The sequence below is a fragment of the Nonomuraea rhodomycinica genome (assembly GCF_013363995.1).
In the GTDB taxonomy this organism is placed as follows: Bacteria; Actinomycetota; Actinomycetes; order Streptosporangiales; family Streptosporangiaceae; genus Nonomuraea; species Nonomuraea rhodomycinica.
Window position 1 is genome coordinate 2239470 of record NZ_JABWGO010000001.1, and the last position, 12471, is coordinate 2251940.

Consider the following 12471-nt stretch of genomic DNA (forward strand, 5'->3'; position numbering starts at 1 on the left):
CCCGGCTCCGTGGAGGGCCGGGTGAGCCGTGGACGGCCGCGCGAGCGGTGCGTCAGGCGCGGCAGGCCGCGGTGATGCGGTCGGCGGCCTCGGCGAGCGGGATCTCGGCCTTCTCGCCCGAGACGCGGTCGCGCAGCTCCACCACGCCCTGGGTGAGCCCGCGGCCCACCACGACGATGGTCGGCATGCCCAGCAGCTCCGCGTCCTTGAACTTGACACCGGGCGACACCCCGGCCCGGTCGTCCACGAGGACGCGCAGGCCGCGGGACTCCAGCTCGGCGGCCAGCTCCAGGGCGGCCTCGATCTGGTTCTCCTTGCCCGTGCCGACGATGTGCACGTCGGCGGGCGCGACCTCGCGCGGCCACACCAGGCCCAGCTCGTCGTGGAGCTGCTCGGCCAGGACGGCGACCGCGCGGGAGACGCCGATGCCGTAGGAGCCCATGGTGATGCGGATGGGCTTGCCGTCGGGGCCGAGCGCGTCGAGGCCGGCGGCGTCGGCGTACTTGCGGCCGAGCTGGAAGATGTGGCCGATCTCGATGCCGCGGTCGATGGACAGCGCGGAGCCGCACCGGGGGCAGGCGTCGCCGGCGCGCACCTCGGCGGCCTCGATGGTGCCGTCGGGCACGAAGTCGCGGCCCGCCACGACGTGGGCGGCGTGCCGGCCCGGCTCGTTGGCGCCGGTGACCCAGGAGCTGCCGGTGACGACGCGCGGGTCGACGAGGTAACGGATGCCGAGGTCGCGCAGGACCTGCGGGCCGATGTAGCCGCGGACGAGGCCGGGGTGCCTGGTGAAGTCCTCGGCCTCGAAGATGGCCGGCTCGCCGGGGGCGAGCGACGCCTCCAGGCGCTTGAAGTCGACCTCGCGGTCGCCGGGCACGCCGATGACGAGCGTCTCGACCTTGTCGGAGCCGGGGGTGGTCACCTTGACGACGACGTTCTTGAGCGTGTCGGCGGCGGTGATCGACAGGCCGTGGTGCTCGTTGACGTACGAGACGAGGCTGTCGATGGTCGGGGTGTCGGGGGTGTCGAGGACCCGCAGCGGCTCGTTGTCCTCGACCGGGCGGGCGGCGGGCGCCGTGGTGGTGACGGCCTCGGCGTTGGCGGCGTAGCCGCAGGAGTGGCAGGCGACGAAGGTGTCCTCGCCGGTGGGGGTGGGGGCCAGGAACTCCTCGGAGGCCGAGCCGCCCATCGCGCCCGACGTGGCGAACACGATCTTGTAGGTGATGCCGAGCCGGTCGAAGGTCCGGATGTAGGTCTCGCGGTGCTGCTCGTAGGAGTGCTTGAGACCGTCGTCGTCGAGGTCGAAGGAGTACGAGTCCTTCATGAGGAACTCGCGGCCGCGCAGGATGCCGGCGCGGGGACGGGCCTCGTCGCGGTACTTGGTCTGGATCTGGTACAGCGTGACCGGGTAGTCCTTGTAGGAGCTGTACTCGCCCTTCACCATGTCGGTGAAGAGCTCCTCGTGGGTGGGGCCCAGGAGGTAGTCGGCGCCCTTGCGGTCCTGCAGCCGGAACAGCAGGTCGCCGTACTCGGTCCAGCGGCCGGTGGACTCGTAGTACTCGCGGGGCAGCAGCGCGGGGAACAGCACCTCCTGGCCGCCCATCCGGTTCATCTCCTCGCGGACGATCCGGGCGACGTTCTCCAGGACCATCTTGCCGAGGGGCAGCCACGAGTAGATGCCGGGCGCCACGCGGCGGACGTAGCCGGCGCGGACGAGGAGCTTGTGGCTCGGCACTTCCGCGTCTGCCGGGTCGTCCCGCAGGGTGCGAAGAAACAACGACGACATGCGCAGCGACACGGCTACTCCTTGCTCGGGCCGGAAGTGGAGGATTACAGGCTATCGACTCGGAGGAGGGGGTCGCTCGGCATATTCCCGCTCGTCGGCGCTTTCAGGGTCCGATCCAGGGACCGTCCCACAGCGTGTCGGCGAGGGAGAGGGCGGCCAGGCCCGCGAGCACCGCCGAGACGGCGAGCGCGCGCAGCCGCCCGGCGAGGGTCCGGCGCAGCCCGAGCACCAGCCCGATGGTCAGGCCGCCCACCACGAGGGCGGTGACCGGCCAGAACGACTGCTCCGTGGCGATGAAGCCGGGGGTGGAGCGGTCGATCACGTCGGCGAGCAGCGCCGCGCCGACGGCGCCGGCCGCGAGGTCGCCCCAGTGGTCCCGCCTGCGCGCGACGTAGCTGAGCAGGCCGAGGCCGACCAGCATGAACAGGATCCAGTTGAGCCCGGCCAGGCTGCCGCCGACGACGTCGAAGGTGAAGTCGCGGCCGTGCACCGCGCTCGCCCCCATGGCCGCGACCAGCGTGGACACGGCGGCGAGGAACGTGCTCAGCGCCGCCCAGCCGAATCCCTGCGCGGTCACGCCCAGCGCGATGGCCAGGGCCAGGTAGGCGTAGGGGTCGTAGAGGCGCACGCACCAGGCCGGTCCGCTGCCGGCCACGAACATGCCGATGATGCCGACGACCAGTCCCCCGATGAAGGCCGCCAGCACGTGCCGCTCGATGCCGCGCTGACGCCGGTCGTACTCGGCGAACTCCGCGTACTCGATCGTCGGTTTCTTCATGTCCATCCCCGCTCATTCCTCCCCGGCACCTTCGGGATGGATGACCACAATCCGGTGATGCGGATGTACAAAAAGCGCAAAGCTTCCCAAGCGCGGACATATCAAGCAATCGCTTGGTAGGCTCTCCGGCGTGACGGTCACCGACGAGCTCCGCGACGTGGTCCGCTCCTACCTGGCCGACCGGCCCGGCGCCTCCTGGGGGACGTTCGCCCGGGAGCTGGGCGTCGCGGGGCTCGCCGTCCCGGAGGAGTACGGCGGGGCCGGGTGCGGCCCGGCCGAGGTGGCGGCGGTGGCCGAGGAGCTGGGCAGGGCGCTGTCGCCGCATCCGTTCCTGCAGAGCGCGGTGCTGGCCGTCGAGGCGGTCAAGGCCGGCGGCGACGCCGCGGCGATGGCCCGGCTGCTGCCCGTCCTGGCGGGCGGGCGCAGCGCGACCGTGGCGCTGCCCGGCGACGGCGACCTGGTCCTGGAGGACGGGCTGCTGTCGGGCGTCGTGCCGTACGCGCCGGCGGGCGACCTGGTGCTCGTGTACGCCGCCGGGCTGCTGGTGGAGGCGGAGCCGACACGGCGCGCGCCGCACCGCACCCTGGACGAGAGCCGGCCACTGGAGGAGCTGACCTTCGAACGCGTCCCGGTACGGCCGGCCGGCGACGGCGCGGGCTGGACCCGGGTGCGCGACCTCGGCGTCGCGGCCCTGGCGGCCGAGCAGACGGGCGGGGCGGCGCGCTGCCTGGAGATGGCCACGGCCCACGCCAGGGCGCGCCACCAGTTCGGCCGGCCGATCGGCTCCTTCCAGGCCGTCAAGCACAAGCTCGCCGACCTGCTGCTGCTGGTGGAGTCGGCCCGGTCGGCGGCTCTCGGCGCGGCCGAGGCCGGGGCGGCCGGCCTCAACGCGGCGGACCTGGACGGGGCGGACCTGGAGGAGGCGGCCGCGATCGCCGGCTCGTACTGCTCGGAGGCGTACCTGACGGCCGCCGGCGAGAACATCCAGCTCCACGGCGGCATCGGCGTCACGTGGGAGCACCCCGCGCACCGCTACTTCAAGCGCGCCACGTCGGACGCGCAGCTCTTCGGGCCCCCGCAGGCGCATCGCGCGCGCCTGGCCGCGCGCGTGCTCGGTCAGCGCGCCTGAGCGGCCCGGACCTCAGCCGCCGAGGAGCTCCTCCCACGGGTGGCGGGCGTTGGTGCGGCGGGTGGTGTCGAGCGCCTCGGCCAGCCGCCAGAAGCCCGGCCTGGCGCGTACGCGGTCGGCGCCCATGGGGTCGATGGCGTGCAGCTCGAACCGCACGCCCATGACGTCGAGCACGGCCGAGGCGGCGCCGCCCGGACCGGCGGCGGTGGCGGCGCCCGGCGCGGCCAGCCGCTCGGCGAGCAGGGCGGCCGCCTCGGACGCGAATGGCCCGTCGCGCCATTCGAGGTGCCAGCTCTCGTCGGAGCCGCGCCACCAGGTGAGGTCGCGGCAGGACTCGATGAAGTCGGCCTCCGTCGCGAGGGCCGCCATGACCCGGCCCAGGGCTTCGTAGCGGCGCGCCCCGGCGGAGATGGGGTCGTCCTCGTCCTTCGCCCGCCGCAGCGCGTGCTTTCGCCTCACGAGCATCCACTTTGATCGCGACGGCGCCCTTCCCGCAAGGGTTTACCGCTGATAGTCTCTACCAAGCGAGCGCTTGGTTTACTACTTTCGCCGGAGGCGCGATGACGTCCCTACGGATCAGCCTGGGGTATGAGCTGGAGGTCCGCGGGCGCACCCGCGAGGTCGAACAGAAGGCGTTCCAGAACGTGATCGAGCAGGTCGTGCTCGGCGACCGGCTGGGATTCGACACCGCGTGGTTCGTGGAGCACCACTTCACCCGCGGCTTCTCCCACTCCTCCGCCCCCGACCTCGTGCTCGCCGCCGCCTCGCAGCGCACCGAGCGCATCCACCTCGGGCTCGGCGTCGTGCTGCTGCCGTTCCAGTCGCCGATCAGGACGGCCGAGCGGGTGGCCACGCTGGACGTGCTCAGCGGCGGACGGGTGGAGTTCGGCACCGGCCGCGGCGCCTCCCCTCTGGAGTACCAGGCGTTCCAGCGGCCGTTCGAGAAGTCGCGCCAGATCTGGGAGGACTCCCTGGAAGCGACGCTGGCCATCTGGCAGGCCGACGGCGAGCCGGTCAGCCGCTCCAACGAGTTCTTCGAGATCCCCGACGTGGCCGTCTACCCGCGTCCCGCGCAGGTGCCGCACCCGCCGGTCTGGGTGGCCTCCACGTCGCTGGAGGGCTACCTCGCCGCGGCCCGGCACGGCTACAACCTGCTCGGCATGACCATGCTCAAGGGCATCGACGACGTGGCCACCGACATCGCGCGCTACCGGGAGGCGCTGGAGGAGGCGGGCTTCGACCCGGCGACGCGGCGGGTGGCCCTGATGATCCCCTGGTTCGTCGGCCCCACCCGGGACGAGGCCGCGGCCACGGCCGCCGACGCCGTGCTGTGGTACATCCGCCGCCAGGTCAACCTGGTCACCCCGCCCGACTACTACGACGCCCGGCACGCCACCCACCGGGTGCTCGGCCAGCTCGCCGCCGGGATGCCACCGGAGGAGGCGATGGCGACGTTGCGGGAGCACCTGATGGTCGTGGTGGACGACGTGGAGGGGTCGCGCAAGGCGCTGGCCCGCATCGCGGAGGCGGGCGCCACGGACCTCATCCTGCAGTGCCAGGTCGGCGGGCTCGCCCACGAGCACGTGTGCGCGTCGATGCGGCGCTTCATGGCCGAGGTGGCGTCATGACGGCCGCCCGGGGCGCGGCGCGCGACTCCGGCGCGGGACCCGGCTCCGGCGGGCAGCCGGACTCCGGCGCGGGGCCCGGCTCCGGCGGGCGGCCGGACTCCGGCGCGGGGCCGTACCGGTGGCTGACGCGCGACGACCTCGGCGCGGCGGCGGCCTCCGCGGGCGGGCTGCTGCACGTCTCCCCCGATGTCTCGGCGGTGTACCCGCTCGCCCCCGCCGACCGCGCGGCGGAGGAGGAGCGGACCGCCGGCGCGCTGCGCGCCGCCGGGGTGGGCGGGCGCGACCGGGTCGTGGTCGCGCTGGCCGAGCCGGCGGGCGCCCTGTGGGCCTCGGCCGCCTCGCGGGTGGCCGCCGCCGCGGCCTCGGTGGGGCCGCGCGGCCGGATGCGGCTGCACCACGCCCTGTCGGCGCTCGGGGCCACCACGCTGATCGCCACCCCGACCGGCGCCATGGACTTCCTGGCCCGGCTCCACCTGGAGTTCCTGCTCGACCCGCTCGACCTCGGGCTGCGCCACATCGTGCTGACCGGCGAGATCGCCTCGAAGCGGACCCTCGGCCACCTCGCGGGCGAGTTCGACGCCGAGGTCCACGAGGTGTACTCCAGCCCGTTCAGCGGCGGCGCGCTGGCCTGGCGGGCGTCGGAGGACGCGCCGCTCACGCCGCTCGCCGACGGCCTGCTGCGGCTGGCCGCGCTCGGCAAGGACGAGCTGCCGGCGGAGGACGCCGGCACGGCCGAGCTGGTGATCACGCCGACCGGCCACTCCACGCTCGGCGACGCCGCGCTGCGCACCGGGCAGGTGGTACGGAGCGCGGACGGCGCCGCCACGGCCTTCCCCATGGGCGCGATCCCCGCGCCGGCGCACACCGTGGGCGACCACGTGCTGGTACGCGGGGTGTGGTTGTCGTTGCCGCGCATCGGCCGGACCCTCGCCAAGATCGACGGGGTGGCGCGCTGGGAGCTCGGCCTCAGCAGGCAGGGCACGCTCGACGCGGCGACGCTGACCGTGACGTTCAACCGGCCGAGCCTCGTGGGCAACCCGATGTGGCGATCGCGCCTGCAGGAGTCCATGCGGGCCCTGACGCCGATCGCGCTCAAGGTGGAGATCGCGCCCGAGGTGGCCGAGACGCCCGCCCCCGGCATGGTGAGCGACCTGCGCGGCCACCACCTCGGCCGCGACCGGGCCCTCGTGACCTGACCGGGGCAGCACCCCAGCAGCTCGTGACCCGACCCCGCTTGGAGGCGCGAGAGCCGTGGAACCGGTGCCCGACTGGGGGACGATCCCCCGCATGCTGCGCGACCAGGCCGCCCGTCACCCGGACGCGACCGTCGTGGCCGACGACGCGGTGCGCGCGAGCGACGCCCGCGCGAATGACGCCCGGGTGAGCGACGCCCGCGCGAACGACGCCCGGGTGAGCGCGACCGCGGCGAGCGGCGCCCGCATGAGCATGGCGGAGCTGCTCGGCGAGGCGACGCGGGTGGCGCGGGGGCTGATGGCCCTCGGCGTCGGGCCGGGCGACCGGGTCGCGCTGTGGGGCGTGAACGACCCGTCCTGGGTGGTCCACGCCTTCGGCGTCTGGTGCGCCGGCGCGGTGATCGTGCCGCTGTCCTCCCGGGCCAAGGGGCTGGAGGCGGCGGCGATGATCCGCAAGACCGGCGCCCGGGTGCTGATCACGGGCGAGGGGGCGGGGCGCACGGTCCTGGCGGACCTCCTGCCGCCGGGCACCGGCCTGCTCCACGTGGTGGTCCCCGCCCCCTCTCCGCCCGTGCCCGGCCCTTCCTCCGAAATGCCCGGCCCCGTGCGACTCACGGCCTCGGAGCTGCGGGAACGGGGCGAGGAGGTCGCGCCGGACGCCGCCGAGGAGCGGGCGCTGGCCGTACGGCCGGACGACCTGTGCGAGATCATGTCCACCTCCGGCACCACCGGCACGCCCAAGGGCGTCATGCTGGACCACGCCCAGGTGCTGCGCGGCTACTGGGACTGGGCCGAGATCGTCAGCCTGCGCGAGGACGACCGCTACCCGGTCATCGCCCCGTTCAGCCACGGCTTCGGGCTGAACGCCGGGCTGCTCGCCTGCGTGCTGCGGCGCGCCACGATGCTGCCGGTCCCGGTGTTCACGCCCGACGGGCTGATGGAGCTGGTCTCCGCCGGTCGCATCAGCGTCCTGGCCGGGCCGCCCACGCTGTTCCACCGGCTGCTGGACGAGCTGGACCGGGGGTCGTGGGACGTCTCGTCGCTGCGCGTGGCCATCTGCGGGGCCGCCGCCGTGCCGCCGTCGCTCATCACCCGGCTGGTCGATCAGGTCGGCGTGGAACGCGTGATCAACGCGTACGGGCTGATGGAGGGCACGGTCGTGTCCATGACGCGGGCCGGCGACCCGGTCGAGGTGGTCGCCGCCACCGCCGGGCGGGCGGTGCCCGGCATCGAGGTCAGGGTCGTGGACGACGCGGGCCGGGACGTCGCGGCCGGCGAGCGGGGCGAGATCCTGCAACGCGGCTACGGCGTGATGCGCGGCTACTGGGACGAACCTGAGCGGACCGCCGAGGTGGTCGACGGCGACGGGTGGCTGCACACGGGCGACGTCGGCGTGCTCGACCAGGACGGCAACCTCGCGATCGTGGACCGCAAGAAGGAGCTCTACATCGTCAACGGCTTCAACGTCTCGCCCGCCGAGGTCGAGTCGCTGCTGCTGCGCGAGGGCTCGCTGGCGCAGGCGGCCGTGGTCGGGGTGCCCGACCCCGTCTCCGGCGAGGCGGGCCGCGCGTACGTCGTGCCGCGTCCCGGCGCCGAGGTGGCCGCGGAGACGCTGCTGGACTGGGCGAGGGAGAACATGTCCAACTACAAGGTGCCGAAGCGGATCGTCGTGGTGGACGCCCTCCCCGCCAACGCCAACGGCAAGATCGACAAGCTCGCGCTGCGGGCCCGCGCGACACGGGAGGACTCCGAGCCCGGAAAGAGGCTGTCATAGGCGCCCGGCCGGGTAACAATCGCCACGAGGCGGCGATGCAGGCCGGACGACGTGCCCGTGCCGCGCGGTCGCCGTCGCAGGGAGGCGACGTGACGTTGCGCGTGGCGGTCATCGGATCGGGTCCGGCCGGGATCTACACGGCCGAAGCCCTGGTCAAGCAGTCGGCGGAGCCGGTCGAGATCGACGTGCTCGAACGGCTGCCCACACCGTACGGGCTGGTCAGGTACGGCGTCGCGCCCGACCACACCTCGATCAAGTCCATCGCCGGCTACCTGCGGCGGGTGCTGGAGCTGCCGCAGGTGCGCTTCCTCGGCGGCGTCACGCTCGGCGTCGACGTGTCCGTGAGCGACCTGCTGAGCGCCTACGACGCCGTCGTGTACGCCACCGGCGCCATGGTCGACCGGCGGCTCGGCATCCCCGGCGAGGACCTGCCGGGCAGCGTCGCGGCCACCGACTTCGTGAACTGGTACTGCGGCCATCCCGACGTGGACGCCGGCCGGTTCTCCCTCGACAGCCCCGAGGTGGCGGTCATCGGCGTCGGCAACGTGGCCGTGGACGTGGTGCGGATCCTGGCCAAGACGGCCGCCGAGCTGAGCGCGACCGACGTGCCGCACGAGGTGCTCGAACGCCTGCGCGCCAGCCGGGTCGAGGCCATCCACATGATCGGCCGGCGGGGGCCGGAGCACGCCAAGTTCACCCTCAAGGAGCTGCGCGAGCTGGGGGAGCTGGCCAACGCCGACGTGTGCGTGCGCCCGGAGGAGGCGGTCGTGCTCGGCGGCGACCACCCGCGCCAGGTGCGGGGCAACATCGAGGTGCTGCGGTCGTGGTCGGAGCGGGTCCCGCAGGGACGCCCGCGCCGCCTCGACGTGCGCTTCTGGCTGCGCCCCGTGGAGATCCTCGGCACCGACCGGGTCGAGGGGCTGCGGCTCGAACGCACCCGCCTGACGCCGGAGGGGCGCGTGCAGGGCACCGGCGAGTTCGAGACGCTGCCGGTGGGGATGGTGCTGCGCTCCGTCGGCTACCAGAGCGTGCCGCTGGCGGACGTGCCGTTCTCGATGGAGACCATGACCGTGCCGAACGAGGCGGGGCGGGTCCGCGAACGCGAGTACGTGGCGGGCTGGCTCAAGCGCGGGCCGACCGGGGTGATCGGCACGAACAAGTCCGACGCCGCCGAGACCGTCCGCACGCTGCTGGCCGACCTCGCGGGCCGCGAGCACGAGCTGAAGACCGACCTCGACACGCTGCTGGCCGAGCGCGGGGTGCGGCCCGTCACCTACCAGGAGTGGCTGGCCATCGAGGCGGCCGAGGCCGAGCTGGGCCGCGCGCTCGGCCGCGGCGAACGGGTCAAGCTGCCCGGCCTGGAGGCCATGCTGCGCGCCTGCCGTCCCTGATCGGCGCCCGCCCGGGTGCGGCTAGGGTGCAGGGATGCGGGTGACCATGGGAGACGTGCCGCTGTCCGGATTCGAGGAGGCCCTGCGGACCCAGCGGGCGCGCTATCCCGGCGCCGACCCCGCGTGGCGGCCGGGGTGGCAGCCGGTGCACACGGTGTACGTGCCGGCCGACCGGTTCGACGCCGGCACGGTCGCGGACTGGGGCGGGCGCGCCCTGGCGCTGGCGCGGGCGCACCTGGCCGGTCCGGCGCAGGTCGCGGACGTGTTCGGCGTGCCGGAGGCGGCGGCGCGGGCCGTCCATGAGCGGGTGCTGCGCAAGCTCGGCCGCGAGCCGGTCGAGGACCTGCGGATCGACTTCGAGGACGGCTACGGCGCGCGGCCCGGCGCGGAGGAGGACGCGGACGCCGTGCGGGCCGCCGAGGCGGTCGCGCGGATGCGGGCGGCGGGGACGCTGCCGCGGCGCTGGGGGCTGCGGGTCAGGTCGTTCGCCGACGGCGACCCGGCGCGGTCGGCGCGCACGCTGGACGGCTTCCTCACCGAGGTGACGGAGCGGTGCGGCGAGCTTCCGCCGGGATTCGTGGTGACCTTCCCCAAGGTGCTGATGGAGGAGTACCTGGTGGACTTCGCCGACCTGCTGGCCCGGCTCGAACGCGGGCTGGAGCGCGGGCTCGGCGGCGGGGCCGAGGTGCGGCTGCGCTTCGAGGCGCAGGTGGAGGCGCCGCAGACGCTGCCGTTCCTGCGGGGCGACCTCGCGGAGCGGCTGGACGGCCGGCTGGCCGCCGCGCACTTCGGGGTCTTCGACTACACGGCGGCGATCGGCCTGCCCCCGCGCGAGCAGCGGCTCGACCACCCGGCCTGCGACCACGCCCGGCACGTCATGCAGACGGCGTTCGCGGGGACCGGGGTGGAGCTGTCGGACGGGTCGCTGGCGGCCTCGCCGGCCTCGGAGTCGGCGGCGGACGTGCGGGCGCTGTGGCGGCGGCACGCGGAGCTGGTGCGGCACTCCCTGGCCCATGGGTTCCACCAGGGGTGGGACCTGCACCCCTCGCACCTGGTGAGCCGGTTCGCGACGGTGTACGCCTTCCATCTGGCGACGTACGACGCGTACCGCGAGCGGGTGCGGGCCTGGGAGGAGCGGCGCGCGGCCGGTGGCGGGGTCATGGACGAGCCCGCCACGATCCGGACGCTCGCGGCGGCCCTGGCCCGCGCGGACGCCGTCCTGTCCTGAGGTCCTCGCGGGCTCAGTCGCGGTCGACGAGGGCGCGCCACCGCTGGACCGCCCGCCAGTCGACGGGCTCCGACCAGCTCTCCCGTACGGCCGAGCCGACGTGGAAGGCGCGCACGCCGTAGTCGAGCAGGGCCGGCACGTGCGGCGCCTTGAGCCCGCCGCCGGCCAGGATGATCGAGCCGTCGCCCGCCTCGGCGCGGCTCTTGAGCACCGGCAGCCCGTCGGCCACGCCGGTGGGCGCGCCCGAGGTGAGGACGGTCGCGAGGTTCGGCAGCAGGCGCACGGCCCGCCAGGAGGCCTGCACGTCGGCCGCGTGGTCCACCGCCCGGTGGAACGTCCAGGGCAGCGGCGAGACGGCGTGGATGAGCGCCTCCGTGGCGGCCAGGTCCACGGCGCCGTCCCCGTCGAGGAACCCGAAGACGAAGCCGGCCGCGCCCGCCTGGGCCAGTTCCTTGGCGGCGCGCCGCAGCCGGTCGAGCGTCTCGGGCCCGGCCGTGAATGTCGCGTCGAGGCGCAGCATGACCATCTGGGGCAGCGGGCACTCGGCCGCGATGGCGGCGACGGTCTCCGGCGCCGGGGTGAGCCCGTCGGCCGCCATGTCGGCGACGACCTCGACACGGTCGGCGCCGCCTCGCTCGGCGGCCACGGCGTCGCGCACGTCCAGCGCGATCACCTCAAGGAGGGATCCGGTCATGAGGAGAGGTTATCGGGTGCTCTACCCCTTTCATCAGGCGAAGCCCCAAAAGCCCGTTACGCCCCACTCGACCTCGCCGGGAACACCTCCTCGGCCGGAGCTCGCCCGGCCAGGTGACCCTCAGGCGCCGATGAGCTCGGGGAGGGTGAGGTCGCGGAAGGCGGCGACCAGCGTGTCCTGCGCCGGCCGCTGGAAGAGCGCGCCCGAGGCGCGGTGCGGAAGGTCCACGGTGCGCACGTGCTGGAAGCCGCGCCGCCGGTAGTACTCCTGCAGGCCCGGGTTGCGCTTGGCGCAGTCGAGGCGCAGCCAGCGGCGCCCGGAGGCCCACGCCGTGGCGCCCGCCCAGTCCAGCAGGGCGTCGCCCAGGCCCGTCCCGGCCCAGGGCCGGGCCACCGCGAGCTTGTGGACGTAGAGCGCGGCGCCCGGGTCGTCGGCGGGCGCCCAGAACTCGGGGTCGGCGTGGTCGTCCAGGGCGATGGTGGCGACCGGGGGGACGTCCTCGTCCGGGTCGAGGTAGCGCAGCTCGTCGTCCAGCAGGTACAGCACGCGCTCCTCGATCAGCGGCTCGATGCGCTCGGGGCCGAAGCCGCCCCGCGGCCACTGGCTCACCCCCTTGGAGTGCAGCCACTCGGCGGTGTCGGCGAGGAGGGTGAGCACGCCCTGGAGGTCGGAGCGGTCGGCCCGGCGCAGTGCCAGCGGGTGCAGCAGGGTGGCGGAGGAGAAGGAGGAGGAGAAGGGGGCCGTGGTGCCGGTGATGGTGTGCATGGTTCGCCCTTTCGATGCGTTGGGTGTCCGAGTGACAGCGCACAGTGATGACGCTGTGGCGCACAAGCTCGGCATAGGTGATTAAAGGCGATATGTACGCATATA

Annotated in this window: 11 protein-coding genes; 6 read left to right on the forward strand and 5 right to left on the reverse strand. The window is 74.3% G+C overall.

Going from position 1 to position 12471, the window contains the following annotated elements; all coding sequences use genetic code 11:
• Positions 1-52: 52 nt before the first annotated feature.
• Both HT134_RS10250 and HT134_RS10255 read right to left on the reverse strand, forming a co-directional pair.
• Complete coding sequence (locus tag HT134_RS10250) at positions 53-1798, reverse strand: proline--tRNA ligase (RefSeq protein WP_175599886.1); 1746 nt, start codon at positions 1796-1798, stop codon at positions 53-55.
• Between the two features lie 91 nt (positions 1799-1889).
• Positions 1890-2570 carry a hypothetical protein gene (locus tag HT134_RS10255; RefSeq protein WP_175599887.1) on the reverse strand — a complete coding sequence of 227 codons (681 nt, stop codon included), beginning with the start codon at positions 2568-2570 and terminating at the stop codon, positions 1890-1892.
• A gap of 124 nt (positions 2571-2694) precedes the next feature.
• On the opposite strand from HT134_RS10255, the gene HT134_RS10260 reads away from it, so the two are divergent.
• Entirely contained in the window at positions 2695-3693 is a 999-nt protein-coding gene (locus tag HT134_RS10260; RefSeq protein ID WP_175599888.1) for an acyl-CoA dehydrogenase family protein, read from the forward strand.
• A gap of 12 nt (positions 3694-3705) precedes the next feature.
• Here HT134_RS10260 and HT134_RS10265 read toward each other — a convergent pair whose 3' ends face one another.
• A complete protein-coding gene (locus HT134_RS10265) occupies positions 3706-4158 on the reverse strand; it encodes a hypothetical protein (protein ID WP_175599889.1) in 453 nt (150 codons plus the stop codon).
• 95 nt (positions 4159-4253) lie between these two features.
• Between HT134_RS10265 and HT134_RS10270 the strand changes: the two genes are divergently transcribed.
• Genes HT134_RS10270 through HT134_RS10290 form a run of 5 tightly spaced genes read left to right on the forward strand, consistent with a single transcriptional unit; the run spans position 4254 to position 10907 of the window.
• Positions 4254-5321 (forward strand): LLM class flavin-dependent oxidoreductase, encoded by a 1068-nt coding sequence (locus HT134_RS10270; protein ID WP_175599890.1) that lies wholly within the window; start codon positions 4254-4256, stop codon positions 5319-5321.
• Positions 5318-6517, forward strand: coding sequence for a phenylacetate--CoA ligase family protein (locus HT134_RS10275; protein WP_246363626.1), 1200 nt, complete (start codon positions 5318-5320; stop codon positions 6515-6517). Before HT134_RS10270 ends, HT134_RS10275 begins: the two co-directional genes overlap by 4 nt.
• Positions 6518-6572: 55 nt before the next feature.
• Positions 6573-8288, forward strand: a complete 1716-nt coding sequence (locus tag HT134_RS10280) for an AMP-binding protein (protein ID WP_312888054.1) — start codon at positions 6573-6575, stop codon at positions 8286-8288.
• 35 nt (positions 8289-8323) lie between these two features.
• Positions 8324-9679 carry an FAD-dependent oxidoreductase gene (locus HT134_RS10285; RefSeq protein WP_175599891.1) on the forward strand — a complete coding sequence of 452 codons (1356 nt, stop codon included), beginning with the start codon at positions 8324-8326 and terminating at the stop codon, positions 9677-9679.
• Positions 9680-9713: 34 nt separating this feature from the next.
• The gene (locus HT134_RS10290; protein ID WP_175599892.1) at positions 9714-10907 is read left to right on the forward strand and encodes a DUF6986 family protein; all 1194 of its coding nucleotides are present in this window, start codon (positions 9714-9716) and stop codon (positions 10905-10907) included.
• 13 nt (positions 10908-10920) lie between these two features.
• Here the strand turns inward: HT134_RS10290 and HT134_RS10295 are convergent, their stop codons facing one another.
• Positions 10921-11601 carry a copper homeostasis protein CutC gene (locus HT134_RS10295; RefSeq protein WP_175599893.1) on the reverse strand — a complete coding sequence of 227 codons (681 nt, stop codon included), beginning with the start codon at positions 11599-11601 and terminating at the stop codon, positions 10921-10923.
• A gap of 120 nt (positions 11602-11721) precedes the next feature.
• Positions 11722-12366 carry a GNAT family N-acetyltransferase gene (locus tag HT134_RS10300; protein ID WP_217707263.1) on the reverse strand — a complete coding sequence of 215 codons (645 nt, stop codon included), beginning with the start codon at positions 12364-12366 and terminating at the stop codon, positions 11722-11724.
• Positions 12367-12471 lie beyond the last annotated feature (105 nt).

Bases quoted from the DNA above. Each gene is read 5' to 3' on its own strand.
- HT134_RS10255 (WP_175599887.1), bottom strand. From the start codon at position 2,570: ATGGACATGAAGAAACCGACGATCGAGTACGCGGAGTTCGCCGAGTAC.
- HT134_RS10265 (WP_175599889.1), bottom strand. From the start codon at position 4,158: ATGCTCGTGAGGCGAAAGCACGCGCTGCGGCGGGCGAAGGACGAGGAC.
- HT134_RS10270 (WP_175599890.1), top strand. From the start codon at position 4,254: ATGACGTCCCTACGGATCAGCCTGGGGTATGAGCTGGAGGTCCGCGGG.
- HT134_RS10275 (WP_246363626.1), top strand. From the start codon at position 5,318: ATGACGGCCGCCCGGGGCGCGGCGCGCGACTCCGGCGCGGGACCCGGC.
- HT134_RS10285 (WP_175599891.1), top strand. From the start codon at position 8,324: ATGCAGGCCGGACGACGTGCCCGTGCCGCGCGGTCGCCGTCGCAGGGA.
- HT134_RS10290 (WP_175599892.1), top strand. From the start codon at position 9,714: ATGCGGGTGACCATGGGAGACGTGCCGCTGTCCGGATTCGAGGAGGCC.
- HT134_RS10295 (WP_175599893.1), bottom strand. From the start codon at position 11,601: ATGACCGGATCCCTCCTTGAGGTGATCGCGCTGGACGTGCGCGACGCC.
- HT134_RS10300 (WP_217707263.1), bottom strand. From the start codon at position 12,366: ATGCACACCATCACCGGCACCACGGCCCCCTTCTCCTCCTCCTTCTCC.